15 protein-coding genes are annotated in these 21,313 nt (G+C 55.5%); 7 read left to right on the top strand and 8 right to left on the bottom strand.

The window, feature by feature from the left end; genetic code table 11:
• Positions 1-34: 34 nt before the first annotated feature.
• From GSF01_RS20865 to GSF01_RS20850, 4 genes are all read right to left on the bottom strand, one after another.
• On the bottom strand, positions 35-1,066 hold the full coding sequence (locus GSF01_RS20865) for a dienelactone hydrolase family protein (protein ID WP_159887239.1): 1,032 nt from the start codon (positions 1,064-1,066) through the stop codon (positions 35-37).
• Positions 1,067-1,096: 30 nt separating this feature from the next.
• The gene (locus tag GSF01_RS20860; RefSeq protein ID WP_159887238.1) at positions 1,097-2,638 is read right to left on the bottom strand and encodes an extracellular solute-binding protein; all 1,542 of its coding nucleotides are present in this window, start codon (positions 2,636-2,638) and stop codon (positions 1,097-1,099) included.
• A 102-nt stretch (positions 2,639-2,740) separates the two neighbouring features.
• Positions 2,741-3,613 (bottom strand): carbohydrate ABC transporter permease, encoded by an 873-nt coding sequence (locus GSF01_RS20855; protein WP_159887237.1) that lies wholly within the window; start codon positions 3,611-3,613, stop codon positions 2,741-2,743.
• Positions 3,614-3,630: 17 nt separating this feature from the next.
• Complete coding sequence (locus GSF01_RS20850; RefSeq protein WP_159887294.1) at positions 3,631-4,524, bottom strand: ABC transporter permease; 894 nt, start codon at positions 4,522-4,524, stop codon at positions 3,631-3,633.
• Between the two features lie 247 nt (positions 4,525-4,771).
• Here GSF01_RS20850 and GSF01_RS20845 point away from each other — a divergent pair, with 247 nt between their 5' ends.
• Positions 4,772-7,069, top strand: coding sequence for a helix-turn-helix domain-containing protein (locus tag GSF01_RS20845; protein ID WP_159887236.1), 2,298 nt, complete (start codon positions 4,772-4,774; stop codon positions 7,067-7,069).
• A 5-nt stretch (positions 7,070-7,074) separates the two neighbouring features.
• Here GSF01_RS20845 and GSF01_RS20840 read toward each other — a convergent pair whose 3' ends face one another.
• Complete coding sequence (locus tag GSF01_RS20840; RefSeq protein WP_159887235.1) at positions 7,075-7,887, bottom strand: helix-turn-helix domain-containing protein; 813 nt, start codon at positions 7,885-7,887, stop codon at positions 7,075-7,077.
• Positions 7,888-8,019: 132 nt separating this feature from the next.
• Between GSF01_RS20840 and pyk the strand changes: the two genes are divergently transcribed.
• A complete protein-coding gene (gene pyk, locus GSF01_RS20835; RefSeq protein WP_159887234.1) occupies positions 8,020-9,447 on the top strand; it encodes a pyruvate kinase in 1,428 nt (475 codons plus the stop codon).
• A gap of 89 nt (positions 9,448-9,536) precedes the next feature.
• Here the strand turns inward: pyk and GSF01_RS20830 are convergent, their stop codons facing one another.
• Positions 9,537-9,794, bottom strand: coding sequence for a hypothetical protein (locus tag GSF01_RS20830; RefSeq protein WP_159887233.1), 258 nt, complete (start codon positions 9,792-9,794; stop codon positions 9,537-9,539).
• Between the two features lie 203 nt (positions 9,795-9,997).
• On the opposite strand from GSF01_RS20830, the gene GSF01_RS20825 reads away from it, so the two are divergent.
• The 5 genes from GSF01_RS20825 to GSF01_RS20805 all read left to right on the top strand — a co-directional run bounded on the left by GSF01_RS20825 (position 9,998) and on the right by GSF01_RS20805 (position 17,449).
• On the top strand, positions 9,998-10,741 hold the full coding sequence (locus GSF01_RS20825; protein WP_159887293.1) for an ABC transporter ATP-binding protein: 744 nt from the start codon (positions 9,998-10,000) through the stop codon (positions 10,739-10,741).
• Between the two features lie 3 nt (positions 10,742-10,744).
• Positions 10,745-12,382 carry a hypothetical protein gene (locus GSF01_RS20820; RefSeq protein ID WP_159887232.1) on the top strand — a complete coding sequence of 546 codons (1,638 nt, stop codon included), beginning with the start codon at positions 10,745-10,747 and terminating at the stop codon, positions 12,380-12,382.
• Positions 12,383-12,521: 139 nt separating this feature from the next.
• Positions 12,522-13,346, top strand: coding sequence for a DUF554 domain-containing protein (locus GSF01_RS20815; protein WP_235941654.1), 825 nt, complete (start codon positions 12,522-12,524; stop codon positions 13,344-13,346).
• Positions 13,347-13,509: 163 nt separating this feature from the next.
• Positions 13,510-15,261 (top strand): ABC transporter ATP-binding protein, encoded by a 1,752-nt coding sequence (locus GSF01_RS20810; protein WP_159887231.1) that lies wholly within the window; start codon positions 13,510-13,512, stop codon positions 15,259-15,261.
• A 40-nt stretch (positions 15,262-15,301) separates the two neighbouring features.
• Positions 15,302-17,449, top strand: coding sequence for an ABC transporter ATP-binding protein (locus tag GSF01_RS20805; protein WP_235941645.1), 2,148 nt, complete (start codon positions 15,302-15,304; stop codon positions 17,447-17,449).
• A gap of 172 nt (positions 17,450-17,621) precedes the next feature.
• On the opposite strand, the gene GSF01_RS20800 is transcribed toward GSF01_RS20805, so the two are convergent.
• Together GSF01_RS20800 and GSF01_RS20795 are read right to left on the bottom strand one after the other, a co-directional pair.
• Entirely contained in the window at positions 17,622-19,208 is a 1,587-nt protein-coding gene (locus tag GSF01_RS20800) for a sensor domain-containing diguanylate cyclase (protein WP_159887229.1), read from the bottom strand.
• A gap of 145 nt (positions 19,209-19,353) precedes the next feature.
• Positions 19,354-21,303: an S-layer homology domain-containing protein gene (locus GSF01_RS20795; protein ID WP_159887228.1), complete on the bottom strand. Its 1,950-nt coding sequence runs from the start codon at positions 21,301-21,303 to the stop codon at positions 19,354-19,356.
• Positions 21,304-21,313 lie beyond the last annotated feature (10 nt).

Below are 21,313 nucleotides of genomic sequence, written 5' to 3'. Positions count from 1 at the left end.
TATGCCGGGAAGAACCCGGAAGAGGAGGCGGCCTTTAAGCCTTCAATTGCCGCTCCAGCCAAGGGTAAGCGCGTTCCCCCCAAACCTCATGAACCCCGGGGAAGATATGGAAATCCAGGTTTTTGCCGGCATCGGCAGCACGATAGATGCAGGAAAGCGTGGCAATGGCCTTCTCCGTGCCGTGGACCGGGAACAGGGGATCGTCGTGCCCGGCCTCTACGAAGAGCGGTCTGGGCGCGATCAGTCCGATTAGATCGGGCATCTCGGCATAGCGCAGTATCCCCGGAATATAGTTGTCGATACAATGTCTGCTGTGCAGGATGCTGTCGCGGAACGTATTGGTATAGCAGCATACGACCGTGGCCTTTATGCGCTGATCCAAGGCGGAGGTGAACGAGGCGACCAGACCGCCCCCCGATAACCCCATAATTCCGATACGCTCGGCATCGACCTCGGGACGCGTGCTCACATAATCGATAGCGGCCATCGTCTCCTGGATGCGCATACCTGCCATCGTTTTGCCGAGCGTCAATAAAAACACGCCGATCGAAAAACAAGAGTTGGTATGGCTGTTGACGATGATTTCGTCCTTGAGCTTCCGCTCGCCGAATCCGAGCAGCTCCGGGACAATGACGGCGAAGCCGCGCTTGACGAGGGAGATCGCGAATTTTTTGTGATCGCTGAATACATCGCCAAGCTCCTTGCCGTCCGCTCCGAGGCCAAGCGCCGCTTTGCTGCCGTAGCCGTGGCCGTGGCAGCCCACGACAACGGGAAGCTTCTCATGCTCCGCCCTGCCCTTGGGAATCAGCAGATGCAAGGGCATCCGCAGCGAGGGGGCCGTCGTGAGCTCGATCCGCTCGCAGATATAATCCCCATGCTCGGTTCGCTCCAGGAGGCGCGGCTGCAAGCCGGAGGACCTGTCGTTCAAGCCTCCGAGCGATGCCGTGAATTTTTCCGTTAGCTGATTTCTCCAGGCTGCCCAGTTATCGGCTCCGGCCCGCTGGAAGGCAAGCTCCTGGGTTTCGGTGGTATATAAATGCTCGACAAATTCATCAGGATTCCACATAGGTAATCTCCTCCCGGGCGCTTCGCAAGGTTAAGATTTTCCTTTGGCGTAAGCGGCATTGTATTCTTCCATCACTTTGTCCCCGCCTTGCTTCCTCCAATTCTCCACATGCTTCTGGAAGCCATCCTCATCGATCTGTCCAAGAATGAATTTAAGCGTTGCATCGTCGATGATTTTTCGGAGCTCATTGCCTTTTTCGCTGAATGTCGCCGACTCGAGCGCCTCGATCGGGCTCGGCACGATGAAGCTTTCGTTATCCTCGTTCAGCTTGATATTCTTTTCCCGCAAAGGATCGTTGGCCGGCTTCAGCACATTGCTCGGCAGGATGGCTTGCAGGGAGGCCAGCGGCCGCACATCCACATCGCGGACCGTATCGGCGGCGGCAATCAATTCATAAAATTTCCCGTCAATCGATTTGTAGTGCGTGCCTTCGATTCCGAGTTGAGTATATCTGAAAATGTCGGGTTCCGCCAGCTTATCGAAGAATGCCAGTATGCGCTTTAACTCTTCCTCGGTTTTGACCTCGGATTTGGGGATGACATACACCCCGTTGTGACCGGCTTGCGACCATACATGGGGCTTGCCGTCCGGTCCGGCTATCCGGTTGACCAGGTCGAGCTTCGCACCGGGGTTAATCTTTAGCAGGGCGTTGTTCAGATTGGCGGAATCATCCATGTTGCCGATATATACGCCGGCCTTCCCGGTCGTAAAGTAATCCCATTGCTGCTGCTTGCTGGTTACTGCGAAATCTTCATTCACCAGCTTTTCCGTATACAGCTTTCTGGCGAACTTCATGGATTCCACATATTCGTCGAACATGAACTCCGGGACGAGCTTGCCGTCCTTCATCCCCCAATCATTGGGCGTGCCATGATAGGAAGCGATGGTTTTGAACAAGCCGTACTTGAGGTCGTTGCGATCGGCTATGCCGAAGGTGTCGGCCTTATTGTTCTTGTCCGGGTCGTCTGTCTTGAAGGCTTTAAGTATGGCATAAAGCTCATCGATGGTTGTCGGTGTCTTGAGCCCCAGGTTATCCAGCCAATCCTTGCGAAGGATAATCCCTTGTCGGGACAGCGGATTTTGACGGTATACGCCATAGATTTTGCCGTCAACCGCGGTGTTCTTCAGGATCGTTTCATTCATCTTGCTCAGATTCGGAAACTCTTTGAAGTAGGGGCCCAGTTCCCAGAACATCCCGGCTCTTGCGGCATTCAAATAGGCGGAATTTTTGATGTCCTGAATGGTGACGATCTTGGTCAAGGTGTTGGAGGCCAGCGCCATATTGATTTTGTCTTCTTTGACCGCGTCCGGAACCCAGGTGATGTTCAGCTTCGTGTTCGTAGCTTCTTCGATTTTACTGAGAACGGTTGGGGAGGGCGGAGATGGCGCATACAGAATCGCCGTCCAGGTCAGTTCAAGCGGCTTTTGATCCCCGGCAGAAGGAGCGCTCGCTTGTGCATCCGGCTTGGGCTTTATTGTCGTGCCGGTGTCCGCGCATCCGGCCATAGCAGCCGTAGTCAGGGTGAGTACGGTAGCCGGGACAAGCATCTTGCGTTTTAACAGATTCATCATGATCGGGACCCTCCGTCATTTTTATTTGGAACTACGCCTCAAGGGCATAGGTCCTTATGTTAAAAACAGCTGCCAATGAACAAGTGGTTCCGCCATTCGCAGCTATCCTTTAACCGAGCCTAACAGCACGCCCTTGGCAAAATACTTCTGTATAAAAGGATAAATGAACAGGATAGGGATGGTGGCCACGACGATCACGGCCATCTTGATCGTTTGTTCGGGCGGTCTGACAAGATCTGCATCAATGTCGTTGCCTCCCTGCAAGCCGCTGGAGATCAGGATGATCTGACGGAGCAGGACTTGAATGGGCCATTTATTCGAGTCATTGATATAGATCAGAGCCTGGTAGAACATGTTCCAGTAGGAAACTCCGTAAAACAAGGCGATGGTAGCAATCGACGGCATGGACAAAGGAATGACGATCCGGAAGAGGATGCCGAAGTCGGAAGCCCCGTCCATCTTGGCGGATTCCTCAATCCCGTCGGGGATATGCTGGAAAAAGTTTTTCAGAATAATGAGGTTAAAGGCATTAATCGCGGAAGGAATCAGCATGGCCCAATACGAATCCAGCATGCCCAGCGAGCGTACGACCAGGAAGGTAGGAATCAGGCCTCCGCTGAACATCAGCGTGAATACGACCATGAACATGATGGTTCTGCGCCCCGGCAGCTCCTTCTTGGATAAGCCGTAGGCCATGAGAATGGACAACAGCATGCTGAGTAAAGTCCCGGCGACCGTAACAAATACGGAATTCAACAAGCTCCGGAACAACACGGGAGTCGAGAAGATGACGCGATAAGCATCCAATGACCAATCGGTCGGAATGAGAATGAATGGCTTCTGCACGTACTCCTCCACCGAAGTGAAGGAACCGGCAAACACATGAATGAACGGAAGCAGGGTGCAGATGGCGAACAAAAGGAGCAAGCTATGGTTGATGGTGTCGAAGATTCGACTGCCAAGTCCTTGTTTCATGATCGGTTTCACACTCCTTAATAGATGCCTTCCTCGCCAGCTTTGCGGACGAGCCAGTTGGCGATCATCACCATGAGAAGCCCCACTGCCGCCCGGAAAAAGCCGATGGCTGTGCTGTAGCTGAATTGGGCTTGCCGGACCCCTGCGGTGTAGACGTACGTATCGAAGATTTCGGCAACCTCCCGATTAATCCCGTTGAGCAGCAGGAAGACGTGATCGAAGCCCAGCTCCAGAATATCTCCCAGCTTAAGCAGCATGAGGATCACAATGACACTGCGTATGGCAGGCAGGGTGATATGCCACATTTGCCTCCAGCGGCTTGCCCCGTCCATCTTGGCGGCTTCGTACAATTGCGGATCTATGCCGGAGATGGCTGCTAGATATACAATCGTCCCCCAACCGGCTTCTCTCCAGATCACCTGTAGGATATAGACGGGCCTGAACCAGGCGGGATCGGTGAGGAAGCTGATCTTCTCCATCCCGAACTTGACCAGCAATTCGTTGATGATGCCATCCTGCGTTGTCAATAGAATATAGGACAAGGAAACGATGATCACCCAGGACATGAAGTAAGGAATATAAATGATAGTCTGAATCGACTTCTTGAACATTTCCCGGCGGATCTCATTGAGCATCAGCGATAAGATAATCGGTATCGGAAAATAGATCGTCATATTAAGCAGAAACAAGATTACGGTATTCTTAAATAGCAGGAAGAAGGTCGGTTCCTGAAACAAGCGTATGAAATGCTTGAAGCCTACCCAGGGGCTGCCGCTTATTCCAAGGAAGGGCTGGTAATCCTGGAAGGAAATGATGATGCCCCACATGGGGAAGTATTTGAAAATGACGAAATACAGAAAACCCGGGAGAATCATCACATATAAATATTTGAACTTCACAAGCTGACGCATGACCAATAGCGTTGTCCCCTTTCTGTTCGCTGTGCTGAATATCCCCAAGATAACGTGCCTCGGATTGGATTGTCTATAATCACAGTTCGAGATGAAGCGGCCCAGCGGACTGCACAGGGAGGGAATGACAGGGGAATTCGATCATGTATAAAGAAATGATTATTGTGTTTCAAAATCCAGGGACTATACTGAACATACAATCACGCTATCTCTCAGCATCCGCGCGCATAAATTGGAGGAGAACCTGATGAACATCTATCCGAATAAGTACTTCTACAAAATACTGCTGTTCGGCATCATCATCAGTGCGTTTCCCGTCTCCCTCGCAGGCATCTTCACCTATTCCAAGTCCTCCGACACGATCCAGAGAAAGTCCGACCATGCTGTCCAGGAGCATCTTCATCAAATCCAGAACGGCGTGGAGCAGGTGCTGCGGACGACCGATCATTCGCTGAATTACTTCGTGAACTCTTCCTTTCTGATCCAGACCTTATCCGAGTCCTTGAATGTGGATCAGTTTCAGCTGCTTCGCCAAATCAAGCAGGAGCTGAACCATCTGCAAACGTTTGATACCGGGATTTCCGACATTATTCTGCTTAGCCGGGAACAGGAATGGTATATCGATAACATCGGCTTGCACCGGCTGGATAAGTATAAGAAGGGGGAATGGCTGCTGCCGTACTTCCAGGCGCCGCTCGATTCCATGTGGGATGTCGGTGCGGCTGTCCCCGATCCGTCTCGGCAGGACCGTCCTGTCTGTACCGAGAACATCCGGCTGATTAAGAAACTGCCGATTCATGCGGCTCATAAAAAAGGACTGGCTGTAGCCGAAATTCCCGTCTGCCACCTGGGCAGTCTGTTTTCCTTCGATAAGAACAATGAGTCGGTCATGATGATGGACCGGGAGGGGAGGGTATTCTACCACACCAATGCAGGACTGCTTGGCGGCATGGATGTCCAAGCCTCGGTGCTGGATCTCATATCCCGGCAAGACGAACGCAACGGACAGTTTCAGGTGAACGAGAAGTACTCTGAATTTACGGTTACCTACCGGAAGTCCGACTTTAATAACTGGACCTATATTTCCATGATTTCCATCAGGGAATTGACCAAGGAATCGCGGGCCATCGGCTGGTTTACCTCGATGCTCTGTCTCTCTCTGCTCGTGCTTTCACTGGGAGTTGCCTGGGTTGTTTCGCGCATGATCTACAGTCCGGTCAAAAAACTGTTCCATGTGTCCTCCAAGGTGTTCAAGCCTGCGGCCGGCGAGCAGCGCAAGGACGGGTTTGAATATTTGGCCGAGCAGATTCACGATGTGGTGGATAAAAACACGGAGCTTCAGGACCGGCTGCATACCCAGGTCGAGCAGCTTCGCATCTTGTTTGTTGTCAAGCTGCTGGGAGGGCAGATCGGCGCCAGGGAGATTAGCGAGAAGCTCCCTAGCCTGGGCTATCAGGAGGGATGGACGAGGCTGTCGGTCGTTACCGTTCAGATCGATACCTTGGAAGGGACGAAATATCATCCGAACGATGAGGATTTATTGCTGTATGCGATTCATAACATCGTCGAGGAATTGATCGCCGCTGAGCAGCGTTTAGCCCCCGTAGTCCAAGACCAGTCGCTGGTTACGGTCGTGTTCAGCCGGCATAGCGGCCCCGATGAGCTGAAGCAGGAGCTGTACCAGCTGACGCAGCATATTCAACGGATGATCGATACGTATCTGCATCTTCCCGTCAGTGTCGGCATCAGCCTGCCGTATCTGGCATTGCATGAAACCTGCGAGGCGTACCAGGAGAGCCGGGAAGCGCTCAAAAACCGGCTGCGGCTGGGGGGGAACTCCATTATTTTCTATGAGGAGCTGCCGCAAGGCGGGTACCCGCTCTATACCTTCTTCTCTCCCCACTTCCACAACGATTTATCCGATGCGATAAAGCTTGCGGACCGGGAGCAGGTGGACCGGCTGCTTGCCGCGTTTTTCCAAGATCTGCTCGTCAAGAAGGCGGGGCCGGTGGAATACGAAGTCTGGGCAGCGCGATTAGTGATCGATCTGATTCAACTAACGCATTCCCTGGGGATTCCTTATATGTCGTTTACGGATAACCATTCGGTCTTCGAGCAGATGTTCAAGCTTCGCACGCTTAAGGAAATGCAGGACTGGCTGCGCCAGGTGATCATAGAACCGATCATGGTAACTGTGGAAGAACGCCTGCACGCGCAGTACCGGAATATATCCGAGCATATTATCGATATCATCCACAGGGAATACGAGCAGGACATCTCGCTGGACTCTCTCGCCTCGCGCCTGCATTATAACCCGAGCTATATCAGCAGCGTGTTCCGCAAGGAAACGGGAGTTCTCTTCAGCGAATATTTAGCCAGTTACCGGCATGGGAAGGCTGTCGCTTATTTGCTGGAGACGGATATGCCGATTCGGGAGATCGCCGCTAAGCTTCAGTTCAATAATCCGCAGAACTTCATTCGGTCCTTCCGCAGGATCGAAGGGATGACGCCCGGTCAATATAGGGAAAAAAGCCGTCTGCAGTAAGCGGCTTAAGCCTGAGGCTCGTCCCGCTCCCGCATGTAGAAGCTTGGCGGGTATCCCGTCATTCTGCGGAAGATGCGATGGAAGTAGGAGGCGTCCGCGTAGCCTACATATTCTCCGATATCGGCCACCGTCAGCCGGGAGTGACGCAGCATGGAGACGGCTGTTTTGACGCGTGCGGCATGGACGTAATCGCTGATCGTCTGGCCGGTCATCTGGCGGAATAAGGTGGCGCAGTAGTTTGGGCTTTTGCCGGTTACGGCGGCGAGCTCCTCCTTCGTCACCCGGCGGCGGTAATGCTGCTTGATGTATGTTTTCATGTGCTCGGCCAGCCCGTGCTTGGCGGAGGAATGAGGTCCGCGGTCCCATTCCCGGCTTAGCAGGGTCAAGGTTTCCAGCAGCAGAGCCTGGGCCATGATCTCGTGATAGGACAGACGCTCTGTCCAGTTCTCATGCATGAGCTGCAGGCGGGCGAGCAGCAGGTCCGACGGGCCGCACCGCAGCTGGACGTACTCGGCCAGCTGCAGAAGGGGCAGCGGAGGACGGCCGTCTCCAGCTGCGTGGGGCGCCGAAGCTCCAGGCAGGAAAGTCACGACATATTTCTCATGAGACAGGGAAGGGATGCTCTTGCCGTAGAAGCGGAGTCCGGCGGGGATCAGCAGGGCATCGCCCTTCTCCAGCAGCACCTTCTCCTCCTCCAGCCAATAGACGCACTTGCCGTAACCGACGAGAATCAGGGTCCAAGCCGAGCTCTCCGTGCCGCTTTCCTCGAACCAGGGCATGGAGCCTGCGTGATGGGTGACAGACTTGACCAAGAGCATAAGGATTCCCCTTTGATTGAGATGATACTATAATACCTGTTCCGTACTATAATTCATAGTCAATTTGGAGTAGCCGGAGTACAATGACATCGACAATGAGAACGTGAAGCTCGACAACGGAGGGAAATGACGATGTCCAAATTACCAAAAACAAGAATTGTATGTACGATGGGACCTGCTTGTGACAATGTGCCGATGCTCAAGGAAATGATTCTGTCGGGGATGAATGTCGCCCGGTTGAATATGGCGCACGGAGATTTGGATGAGCAGCGGCAGCGGATCGTGAAGGTGCGCGAGGCGGAGCGCGAGACGGGCAAGCCTGTAGCCGTCCTGCTGGATATCAAGGGTCCGGAAGTTCGGATCGGCAAGCTGAAGGAGAGCTCGTATCTGCTGGAAACCGGCAAGCGTCTGACGCTGACGACTGAGCTGATCGAAGGCGACGGAGAGCGTATCGCGGTCAACTACGCGGAGCTGACCCGCGATGTATCGCCAGGATCGCGCATTTTGCTGGATGACGGTCTGATCGAGCTGAGGGTGGAAGCGATCGAGGGCACCGAAATCCATACCCGCATTCTGAATGGCGGCGTGATTAAGCCGCGCAAGGGCGTTAATCTGCCAGGCACGCGTACGTCGCTCCCCGGCGTGACGGCGCGGGATGTGGAGCACATCCGCTTCGGGGTTGAGGAGGGCGTCGATATCGTGGCCGCTTCCTTCGTCCGCAAGGCCGAGGATGTGCTCGAAATCCGCCGCCTGCTGGAAGAGCTGGGCGCGGGCCATGTACAGATCATCTCCAAGATCGAGAATCAGGAGGGCGTCGATGAGCTGGATGCTATCCTTGAGGCCTCGGACGGGCTCATGGTCGCGCGGGGAGATCTGGGCGTCGAGGTGCCGGTCGAGGAAGTGCCTCATATCCAGAAGCAGATGATTCAAAAATGCAATCTGGCGGGCAAGCCGGTCATTACCGCTACGCATATGCTGGATTCGATGCAGTCGAATCCCCGTCCGACTCGGGCGGAGGCCAGCGATGTGGCCAACGCGGTACTTGACGGCTCGGATGCGATCATGCTGTCCGGGGAGACCGCAGCAGGAAAATATCCGCTGGAGTCGGTGCGCACGATGGCCTCGATCGCCAGCCGGATGGAGGAATCGCTGGACTACCGGGAGCTGTTCGTGAGGACGGCTGCGCTGCAGCAGACGAATATTACGGAAGCGATCAGCCAGGCGGTTGTCAGCTCGGCGCTGGAGCTGCAGGCCAAGGCGATCGTGACGCCGACGGAGAGCGGCTTTACGGCGCGGATGGTCGCCAAATACCGCCCGAATGCACCCATCATCGCGGTGGCTCCGAATGAGCATATGCTGCGCCGTCTGAGCCTGGTATGGGGCGTAACGCCGATTCTCGGCGGCTCCGTGCGGACGACCGACGAGATGTTCGAGTCGGCTATCGCCAGCGGCAAGGCGACCGGGATCGTGGAATCCGGCGATCTCGTCATCGTCTCGGCGGGCGTACCGATCGGCAAGTCCGGCTCGACCAACCTTATTAAGATTATGCATGCCAAATAAGGACCAAGGTTAACAGCAAGCGCCGCCTCCCGTCAGGGAAGCGGCGCTTGTACGGTTTTGTCCGAAGGAATCGGATACGGCGTGCGGGATCAATCCTTCTGCTCTTGCGTGCCGATGTCCAGATGCATCCGCTTTTTCGTATTGGCCTTCGTGTCCTTGTACATCTCGTTCTCCTGGCTTTCCAGCGCCAGGCTGGTCAGCTCCCATTCCGTCTGGCCCAGCACGGGATCGTAGGGGAATTCGTCCCCGCGCTTCAGGGTCTCCTCACGGCCCCATTCATTCTCGTAAATGCCGTCGGTCTCGACTTCCTCGCCCGACACGGGCTGCATGTCTTTATTGTTGGCCATGGTAATTGTATCCTCCTTGTATCTGGCGATTCGCCCGTTAGTATACCCGGGATGGCTTTCCATTTATCCGCCAAAGCCCCTCCCGGCAGGAAACAGATTCCAATTTCCGGAGAACGCATGGTACAATATGGGTATCTTTGTCGAAGAAGGTGAGTAGATTGGAGCTTACAAGGGAGCCTGTGCTGTCCCTAAAGGACTTGCGGATGAAATATGAGGACCGCTATGTGCTGAGGGGCATTGATCTGGATGTGTACGCCGGGCAGATCATCGGGTATATCGGGCCTAACGGAGCGGGGAAGAGCACGACGGTCAAGATTATGCTCGGTCTCGTTCAGGGCTATACAGGTGAGGTGCACATATTCGGGCGCGACATTGCCGACGGGAATGTCGATTACAAGCGGAGAATAGGCTATGTTCCCGAGGTGGTCGAGGTCTATGACAACTTGACGGCGAGCGAATATTTGACCTTCGTTGGGGAGCTGTATGGCGTAGACGGAGAAAGTGCCGACTATAAGGCAAGGCGTCTGATGGCGATGTTCGGCCTGGAATCCAGCTATCATGACCGGATCGCGTCCTTCTCCAAAGGGATGCGCCAGAAGGTGCTGCTGATTTCAAGTCTTCTGCATAACCCGGATCTGTTGTTTTTCGACGAGCCCTTGAGCGGACTGGACGCCAACAGTGTGATGGTCGTCAAGGAAATCCTGACGCTGCTCTCCGCGCAGGGCAAGACGATCTTCTATTCCTCGCACATCATGGAAGTCGTAGAGAAGATCAGCAACCGCATCGTACTGCTGCATGACGGTCAGGTGGCGGCGGACGGCAGCTTCGAGGAGCTTAAGGCCCAATCCAAGGAAGGGACGTTGGAGGAAATTTTCAATCAGCTGACCGGCTTCCATGAGCATAAGCATATTGCCGAGCAGTTCGTCTCCATCGTTCAAGAGGATTAGCCGATGAAGGATTACCGGACGCTGCGTATCCTGGACAGGTTCCGTCGGATTTTCGAGAACATGGGCGTTGACTACGACGTGATGAGAAGGATTTTGCAGGTTAAGCTGACCATGGACCGTCGCCGGGTGCCGACCTTGTTCAACTCGTCGAAGAGGAAGGCGGACAAAAAGGACGGCGATGAAAATTTCTTCCTGAAATCCTTATGGATTTACGCGTTAATGGGGCTGCTGACCGTACCCTTCGTCGTTTTTGGCGAGCACTTCATGTTCCAGATGACTCTTGTGTTTAGCGTGCTGATGTTTATGATCATGACCGCTATGATCAGCGACTTCTCCTCCGTGCTGCTCGATATTCGTGACAAGCCTATCCTGCTGACCAGGCCGGTGGCCGCGCGTACGGTAAGCATGGCCAAGGCTGTTCATGTCGGCATTTATTTAGGCTTTCTGACCGCAGCCCTGACGATCGGACCTCTGATAGCGGGAGCCGTCAGGCATGGCCTCGGCTTCACGGCGATCTTCCTGCTAATCATTGTGCTGATGGATGTGCTGGTCCTTGTCCTAACCGCCCTGGTTTATTTGCTTATCCTGCGTTTTTTCGATGGCGAGAGGCTCAAGGATATGATCAATTATGTGCAAATTATGCTGACGATAACGATGTCGGTCGGGTATCAGTTTGCGATTCGCTCCTTCGAGTTCTCGGCTTTGCTGCAGATTGAATTCACGCCGGCCCGGTGGCAGTTTCTGGTTCCGCCGGTCTGGTTCGGAGCGCCGTTCGAGCTGCTGCTGCATGGAGCAACCGATCCTTACACGATAGCGTTCTCTATCCTGACGCTGGTCGTGCCGCTGGCGGCGCTGCTGGTGTACATCCGGCTTATGCCCATGTTTGAGCGGGGGCTGCAGAAGCTGTCCCATCAGGGGGGCAGCCGCGGAGAAGCCAAGGCCGGCCTGATGCGGCGCGTGGCCGGGGCGATATGCCGAAGCAAGGAGGAGCGCAGCTTCTTTCATTTCGCATCCGCGATGTTGAAGAAGGAGAGGGAATTCAAGCTGAAGGTTTATCCTTCCTTGGGTTTTTCCATCGTATTTCCTTTTCTGTTCCTGATAAGCGCTTTGCGTACAGGCGATTGGTCGGAGATTTCCGCCGGGCGGATGTATCTGATGGTGTACTTGACGATGATCGTCATTCCGACGGTTGTGATGATGCTCCGGTACTCGGGGAACTACAAGGGGGCTTGGCTGTTCAAGGCAGTGCCCTTGCAGGACGCGGCTCCGGTATTCAAAGGTACGCTCAAGGCTTTCATCGTTAGGCTCTACCTTCCTGTGTTCGTGATCGTAGGGATAGTCTTCATTCTCTTGTTCGGCGTGCGGATCATCCCGGATCTGGCGGCGGTGCTGCTTTGCTCGCTGCTGTATGTCGTGCTGTGCTGGCTGATGCTGGGCAAGAGCATACCGTTTACGGAGCCGTTCGGATCGGGGCAGAGCGACGGGCTGAAGGTGCTGCCGATGATCCTGCTGCTTGGGGTCTTTTTCGGGATCCACTTTGCGGTAACCTGGCTCGCCTACGGAGTGTATCTGTACATCGCCCTTCTACTGCTCTTGAACGCTCTGGCCTGGAGCAAAGCATTTAACCGGATCAAGCTTTAGCGCCCACCCTTGGGCTCTCGCTACTCCTCTAGGACTGCCTGTCGTCGATTCGATCAGGTAGTCTTTTTTTCATCATCAGCCGCTATTCATCTGGGCAATCCTTGGCTATTGTCAGGGCGGAGCACTCCGGGGTATGATTATGATCTTAATGCCCGGCGGATGGGTGGAAATCAGGGAAGGAATGTGCGGAATCGTGATTTTGTGGGGAACGATAGTCAACGCGGCAGCCATTATTGCAGGGAGCTTGATCGGACTTCTGATCGGACGGATCAGCGAGAGCATGAAGCAGACGCTGATGCATGGCATCGGCCTGGCGCTTATCGTGCTGGGGATATCTATGGCGCTGAAGTCGGAGCAATTTCTGCTGCTTGTCTTAAGTCTGGCCATAGGCGGGCTGATCGGCGAGGCGGTGCGGCTGGAGCGCAGACTGGAGCAGCTCGGTCAAGGACTGGAGCGGCTTGTGTATGCGGCGGTTAGTCGCTTTACGGTGCGGGTGAAATCAAGCGGCGGAGAGGGGCCGGGGCCGGTACAGGGAAGGCTTGCGGCCGGATTTGTCAATGCAACGCTCGTCTACTGCATCGGGGCTATGGCCATTCTTGGCTCATTGGACAGCGGGCTCAGGGGCGATCATGTCATTTTATACACGAAAGGGCTGATGGATGGACTGCTCTCCGTCGTATTTGCTTCGACGATGGGGGTCAGGGTGCTGTTCTCCTCGCTGCCGATTCTTCTCTATCAGGGTGGGATAGCACTGGGGGCGTCGTGGATCGCATCGGCGATGGATCAGACGCTGCTGGATGCGATGATCGTTCAATTAACCGCAGTAGGAGGCATATTAATCATAGGGGTGGGCATCAACCTGCTGGAGCTGCGCCGACTTCAGGTGGCCAATCTGCTGCCCTCGCTTGCCGTCGCCGCTGGCCTGACGGTACTGTGGACCGAATTCGGCGGTCTGCTGCCTTAAACGCGAGGCCCTTTTGGGGAACTTTAATTGTAATCAAAAAATTCCGTGGCATATCACCCATATTATGGTATAGTACATATCACGGGAACAGATGTGCCTGTTTGCGCTGCGTGTTTCATTTCGAGAGGCAGACGGACAGAGTTAAGGAAGGGGTGTGCGCCGCATGGCGTTTCTTAGGCAGTTGACCTGGTTTTTTCGCGCGCGCTGGGGATGGTATCTGCTGGCGATCGTACTCATGTCCACGGTCAGCATATTGAATATTATTCCGCCCAGGATGATCGGGTCCGTCATCGACCACATCCGTACGGGGACGCTGACCGCCGCCGAGCTGCAGAGAAGCGTGCTGCTCCTGATCGGTCTGGCCGTGCTGCTCTATGTGATGACTTATATATGGATCACGACGCTGTTCGGCAACTCCTCGCTGCTTGAGCGGCTGCTGCGCAGCAGACTTTTATCGCACTTGATGCGCATGACGCCGTCGTTCTTCCAGCGCAACAGTACGGGAGAGCTGATGGCGCTGGCGACCAACGACATTGTGGCGATCGGACAAACGGCGGGCTACGGGGTCATGACGCTGGTAAATACGATAGTGGGCACGCTCGTGGTGACCGTGACCATGGTGACCTTGATCAACTGGAAGCTGATGCTGGTCTCGCTCATCCCGCTGCCGTTCGTCTCGCTGCTGATCGGCGTGCTTGGCAAGCAGATGCGGAAGCGCTTCATTGCTGCACAGGCGGCATTCGGCAAGATGAACGATCAGGCGCTGGAATCGATCTCGGGCCTGCGGGTGATCCGCTCCTATGTGCAGGAAGAGCATGATCTGGAGGCGTTCCGCCAGGTAACGGGCGATGTGATGGAGAAAAACCGCCGCGTGGCCCTCATCAACGCGCTGTTCCATCCGGTCATTTCGTCGATCGTCGGCTTGAGCTTCGCGATCGGCAACGGATATGGGGCTTACCTGGTCTTCTATAACGAGCTTACGCTCGGACAGCTCGTCTCGTTCAATATTTATCTGGGCATGCTGATCTGGCCGATGATCGCTTTCGGCGAGTTCGTCAACGTGCTGCAGCGGGGGACGGCCTCGGTCGATCGTCTCGGGAAAAGCTTCGCCCAGGAAGCCGATGTCCGGGAGCCTGCGGAGCCGGTTCAGGTCGCGCTTCCCGAATCCATCGAGCTGCGGTCGCTGACCTTCCGCTATCCCGGAGCCCAGCAGGACAGTCTGAAGGATGTGTCTCTGCGTCTCGAGCGCGGACAGACGCTGGGCATCGTCGGACGGACGGGAAGCGGCAAGAGCACGCTGCTCAAGCAGCTTCTACGCTACTATCCGATAGAGAAGGAAACAGCCTTCATCTCGGGCGTTCCGGTCGAGCAGCTTTCTATCGAACGGATACGCAGCTGGGTCGGTTATGTTTCCCAGGAGCATCTGCTGCTATCCAAAACGATCAAGGCCAATATTGCGCTAGGCAAGCCGGAGGCTACGGACGAAGAGCTGGCCCGCGTCATCGAGATGGCGTCGTTCGCCGAGGACGTCAGGCATCTTCCGGAAGGACTCGCAACCATCGTTGGGGAGAATGGGGTCATGCTCTCAGGCGGTCAGAAGCAGCGGGTAAGCATCGCCAGAGCTCTTCTGACCGATCCGGACATTTTGCTGCTGGATGATTCCTTGTCAGCCGTAGACGCTCGGACCGAGAGCGCGATTCTTCGCAGTATCCGCTTGGAGCGGGCAGGCAAGACCACCCTGATTGCCTCGCACCGGCTGTCCGCGGTGATGCATGCCGACTGGATCATTGTGCTGGAGGATGGCCGGATCGTGGAAGAAGGCACGCATGAGCAGCTGATGCTGCTGGGCGGCTGGTACCGAGGGCAGTTCGAGCGTCAGCAGCTGGAAGCGCATCTGCTCGATTCGGCAGGGTAGGCGCATATCGATGATAGAGAAGGAAGGAGGCGTGCGATCTGTGAGGGACAACCCGAAGGTCAAGACGCCGGTTATACGAAGACTGCTTCGTTATACGCTGCTTTACAAGTACCGGATTGCCGCGGCTTTGCTTGTGCTTTGTCTGGCTGTGGGCGCGGAGCTGGCCGGTCCATACCTAGCGAAGACGATGATCGATCGGCATATCGGGAGCATTGCGCTGCCTTGGAAGCAGTTCGATGCGGCAGCCGGGGCAGAACTGCCCGCAGATGTAAAGCGGATCGAGTTGGAAGGACAGCTCTATGTACGATCGGATTGGATCGCTGCTTATACCGAAGGGAAAACGTTCGAACGGAGTCCCTTCGCGGGCGGAGAGGATGCGAGAATTCTGCAGATCGGCCGCGGGATGTATGTGCTGCATGCGCCAGCCGCCGAGGAGCTGAACTGGTCGGTCGTGCGGGAGGCGGACACCGGCGGAGTGGCCGTCCTGCGCGGCACGGACAAAAACAACGGCGCTCAAGAAGTGGCCGCCCGCAAGCTGACAGCCGCCGAAACGGCACGGTTCTACGGACATGACATGATGCCGGCATTCCGGCTGCTCGCTCTTTATGTTGCGCTGCTGTTTGCCGGCAGCCTGCTGCATTTCATCCAAAGCTATACGCTGCAGTCGACGGCGCTGCGCATGATTCAGCAGATGCGGATGGATCTGATGCGGCACATTCAGAAGATGCCGGTGCGTTATTTCGACAATACCCCGATCGGGCAGGTCGTATCGCGGATCGCGAACGATACCGAGGCAGTGAGGGATTTGTTTATCAGCTTCATGGCAACCTTCGTGGTCAGCTCGATCACGATCATCGGCATCTACATCGCTTTGTTCATTCTCGATGTGCGGCTTGCGCTTGTTGCGCTCGCTTTTATTCCGTTGTTTGCTGTAGTGATGACCGTGCATCTGAAATATACGAAGAGGTTCGTCTCCGTCATGCGCGCCCGATTGAGCGATATGAACGCGATGATCAGCGAATCGATCGCGGTCATGCCGATCCTGCAGGCTTTTCGTCAGGAGAAAAGCCGGATGAAGGAGTTCGAAACGCTGAACGAGGACCGATATATCAACAACATCAAGAACATGCGGGTGTTCTCGCTGTCCTCCCGAAACTTCACCGGTCTGGTCGGCGCCTTGTTCACCGCCTGTACCGTCTGGTATTTCGGAGGCCAATCCTTGCAAACCTCCATCTCATTCGGTGTGTTTTACGCATTTATCGAGTACATGGGACGCTTCTTCCAGCCGATCATCGGGATCTTCGACCAGCTCATGAACGCCCAGCGTGCGGTCGTATCCTCGGAGAAGGTCTTCCAACTGCTGGATGAGGAGGCCGCCGAGACGGCGAAGCCGGTGAACCCGCAGGGAGCGCGCCGGCCGGATGGGCGCGTCGTATTCGATCAAGTAACTTTTGCCTACAAAGAGGGCGAGCCGGTGCTGCGTCATATTTCCTTCGAGGCCAATAAGGGAGAGACGGTCGCTTTGGTCGGACATACCGGATCGGGCAAAAGCTCGATTATGAACTTGCTGCTGGGCTTCTATGAGCCGTCCGACGGGCAGATCCGTATCGATGACCGCGATATCCGCGATATACCGAAGCAGGCGCTGCGGCAGCATATGGGTATCGTCCTGCAGGATCCGTTCCTGTTCGCGGGGGATATCAAGTTCAATGTCAGCCTGTACAATAAGAACATTACGCCGGAGCAGGTACGGCAGGCGCTAGCGGATGTCGGGGCGGCGGGATTTATCGAGCAGCTTCCGGGCGGCTATGACGAGCCGGTCGTAGAGCGCGGCAGCACGCTTTCCGCCGGCCAGCGGCAGCTTATCTCATTTGCCCGCGCGCTCGCCTTCGACCCGGCCATACTGATCCTGGACGAGGCGACGGCAAGCATAGACAGCGAGACGGAAGGGCTGATCCAGGAGGCGCTGCGCGTAGTCAGCGAGGGAAGGACGACCTTCATCATCGCCCATCGGCTCTCCACGATTCGCGAGGCTGACCAGATTCTGGTGCTCCACCGGGGGGAGATCGCGGAGCGCGGCACGCATGAGGAGCTGATGAAGCTTCAAGGTCGTTATTACCGCATGTACCAGCTCCAGGCAGGTATCGGGAAAGAGACGGAGGCTTCTGTGATCACCGGGGCCTCATAGGCAGGCAGAGTGATTCAGGTATCCCGGGATCGCCAAAAACCGGACAGCGTATGGTGAACTGCATTCCAATTGCTAGACATTATCTAACAGTTGGAGGTGCAGTTCGAGGCTGTCCGGTTTTTTATTTGGCTAGCCCACAGGCTTCTGACAAGGTGAATCACGCATCACGCGTTCATCGGCTATGGACGACGACCCGATTTCGTCCGGTTTGCTTCGCTTGATACAAGGCCCTGTCGGCAAATTGAAAGAGCTCCTGAATGTTCGTGCTATCCGAGGGGAAGCCGGCCATGCCGATAGAGACGGTAACAGCCTTTCCGGTCGGACTGACTGCAGCAGCCACGGAGATGCGAATCTGTTCGGCGATCCGGTAGGCCTCCTCCGGACTGGTATCCGGCAGCAGAACGATGAATTCCTCGCCGCCATAACGGCAGCGAACATCGGTCGCCCTTGTTGCCTCGATGATTTTGATAGCCAGCATCTTTAATACCTCGTCTCCGATCTGGTGTCCGTAGGTATCGTTGACTGACTTAAATCGGTCAATATCCAGCGCCAGCATGGCGAAAGGTCTGCGTTCCTTGACCCATAGCCCGGTAAACAAGTCCATAGTCCGCCGGTTCATCAGACCGGTCAGCGGATCGGTCTGGGCCTGGACGGCGTAATGTTCGGCCTGATCCTGCAGTCCCTGCATAGCGAGCATGATCGTATTGTTCAGTTGATTGGCTTCATAATTCCAGTGGCTGCGAAACGGGGGCTCGCTGACTCGCTTTCCTTTGGAAATATGCTCAGCCGCCTCGGACAACACCTTGAAAGGAATCGTCAGCAGTCTGGCAATGAGAATCGCCAGCAGCAGGAAAGCAAGCCAGAACGGAAGCGAATACAGAAGCTGGCTCTTGACGGTACGCAGCGAGGCCTGATACACGCCTTCGTAAGGAGATTGAACGACTATGCCCCAGCCGGTTCCTTTCATAGTCGCATAGCCGGCAAGGAAGCGAACCCCTTGTGTGTTAATCACGTCCTCGCTTCCGTGCATGCCTTGCTTCAGTTTCTGTACCACTTTGTTTTCACTCACATCAACCCCCAGCCGAGCTGTATCAGGATGATAGATGAGATTGCCGGATTGATCGACGACATACACGTACGTGCCTGAACGGTTCGTTGTACGGGTACCTAGTATGCTGTTCAACACATTCGATTCCTGCAAATAGATGCTTCCGCCGACAAGCCCCATATATTGCCCGCTGCCGCTGTCGAGCATCGGATAGGTCATCACCATAATCATCCGGTCTGTGATCCCCCGATACGGCTTTGAGATGTACGGGAGTCGCAGAGCTGACAGGTTCGCGACGGCTTCTGCACTCAGATGCTGACCCAAAATGCCCACTGAAGAAGGCGATACCTGCGTGATGACTTCATCGGTATTAAGCAAGAAGAGCGAGTTGAAATATCCTCCGCCCTCCCGCATGAAATCAAGCTGTTGCTGAAGTGCCGGCCCGTTCGTCTTATTGGCGGCTAGATAGGCGGCCGTCGTCTTCAGACTGACGTTCATGGAGTTGATCAAAGAATCCATCGTAGCGCTCATTTTGGATGCGGCTTCCATATTAAGGTCGAGGGTCGTCCTGGATAAAGATTGCAGATCGGACCGGAAGCCTACGACGGTCTGGATACAAGTCGTGCCTAGCATCGAAGCAATGACCAGCCCGATGATGAGATATACGAGACGGATCTGCCCGATCCGCCATGTGCGCAGTCGCCATCTCATTGGTGCATCGCCCCTTTGTGTAAGAATAAGCAGATCTGACTGAATATGAGGGCGAAGCCCGCTTCATCTTAGTATACTTCTATTTAGACCCCAAAAGCTGCCCTTCGTCAAGAGAAGGACAGCAAAGGAATCAGGCTCGGCTGGTTTAAGAAGGCATGACCTTATTGATTAAACGATAAAGCACGACGAGTGCCTCTGCCCGGGTAGCCGTCTGCTTGGGGTGGAAGTACCCGTCCGGGGAGCCGTTCATCAGACCGACGGCATCGGCCAGACGTACGCTGCGCAACGCCCAGGCCGAAGCCTCTTTCTCGTCCTTGAATCTGGAATCGGGCGGGAGCAAGATATCCTGCTGCCGGATCGAGGTGTTCAGACTGTATGCCCGCATCATCATCGCAGCCATCTGCTCGCGGGTAATCGTGGCCTGGGGGAGGAACGAGCCGTTGTCCATCCCCTCTATAAGCCCGGCGGACAAGGCTTTGGCCACATCGTACCGGTACCAGGCATCTCCGGGTACGTCCGGGAACGGAACGGCCGCCGTCTGCTGAAGATTCAAGGCGCGGGCCAGCATGGAGGCGAACTCTGCCCGAGTGACCTGCTCATCGGGAGCGAACCGGCCTTCACCGACACCTCCGGCAATTTGCTTCGCTGTCATGATCGAAATGATCGATTCCGCCCAATGGCCTCGGATGTCGCCATAGGATCGATTCTCTTCGAAGACGGCGATCAGTCCGAGCGTATCGGTGTGGAATTCGAAGCGATTGCCTGTCTTGAGCTCGCCGCCGAGGAAGGACCAGGTTCGGGTGGACTCGTCATACCGATAAGCGCCCAGCTTGGAGGGCTGCTTGATCCGATGCGGGTCCAGCTTCACCGCAGTCGTCATCGGGCGAGTCCAGCGGGCTGTATCGGTGCCGGAAGATTCCAGCCCCAATTCGAACGCGCCGACCGTCCGATCGACGGAGGAAGGCCTGGCATTCCATTCTGTCCGGCCGGTCAGCTCGACCGGCTTGACCGTCAGAAGTACGGAGGCGTCTATCGCGGTCTGGGGCAGCGCATTCGGCTTAAGCGAGATATCCAGTTCATTGGTGCGTACCAATAGCGTTTTCCCATGGTCGGCTGCTGCCTTCCACAGCTCCGGCAGAAGCTTAATCTCCAGATAAGGCCGCAGTTCGCTGGCGGTACCGTCTACCGTTACGGCATCGGTATTTTTCGCCGATAGCGCCGATAGATAAGGGGCAAGCGCGATTTGGACGAGCACCTTTTTAATCCCGAACGGCTCGACAAGTTGGTCGGTGCTCGTTCTGGCGATCGGCTGAATCTGGAATACGCCGCTGCTGCCGCTCGGTACCGTTTGGGTGATGTCGGCTCCGCGTTTGATCCTGACGGTATAAGCCGTCGTGTTTCCATTCTGGGCTTTGACGGTGATGACCAGCGAGGTTTCTCCGGTCTTCAGAGGCTCCTTGTTGCTTACGGTCGATCCATCCGGAAACTCTTGCCCGTTGAATTGAAGAGTCGCTTTCCCGGTGGCTCGCACGAAGGCAGTGATGTACGTATGGGCGATAGGATAATCGAGATACAGCGTATACTCGGTCGTATTTGGGCTGAAGGACGGATACAGGCGGCCCGGGCTGGCCGACAGGCTGCCAAGAGCATCGTCGGTAGAGCCGGCGAGGCGCTTGATCTTGATCTGATAGATCGTTTGCTCTGCGCCCGGAGCGGTGACCGCTATAGCGACCGTATTCACACCTACCTCCAGAGAAGCTACGTAGCCGTCCCCATTCAGCTGTTTGCCGTTTATGCTGACAGTAGCCCTCTCGTTCTCAGCCGTCGCCCACAGATGGAGTTCCTTCGTCTCAAACGGAACCTCCGCCGTGTAACTGGTTTGGGACGGGCTGAATGCCAGATTAAGTCCGGGCCAAGTGGAGAGGGAGGCCAGCCGTGTGCCGTACGTGACGGCGCTGACCGTAACAGATTCAGCGTCCCAGACGCGGGAATCGGCGGCCCCGGCGGAAGGGGCTGCTTCCGCCGGGCGGCTCCAGCCGAGAAAACCTGCGGCAATCAGTAGAACCGCCAATAACGGAATTCGTATAGAGCTCATACCGGCATCC

Source organism: Paenibacillus puerhi (assembly GCF_009846885.1).
Classification (GTDB): Bacteria; Bacillota; Bacilli; order Paenibacillales; family NBRC-103111; genus Paenibacillus_G; species Paenibacillus_G puerhi.
This window is presented reverse-complemented; position numbering and strand designations above follow the sequence as displayed.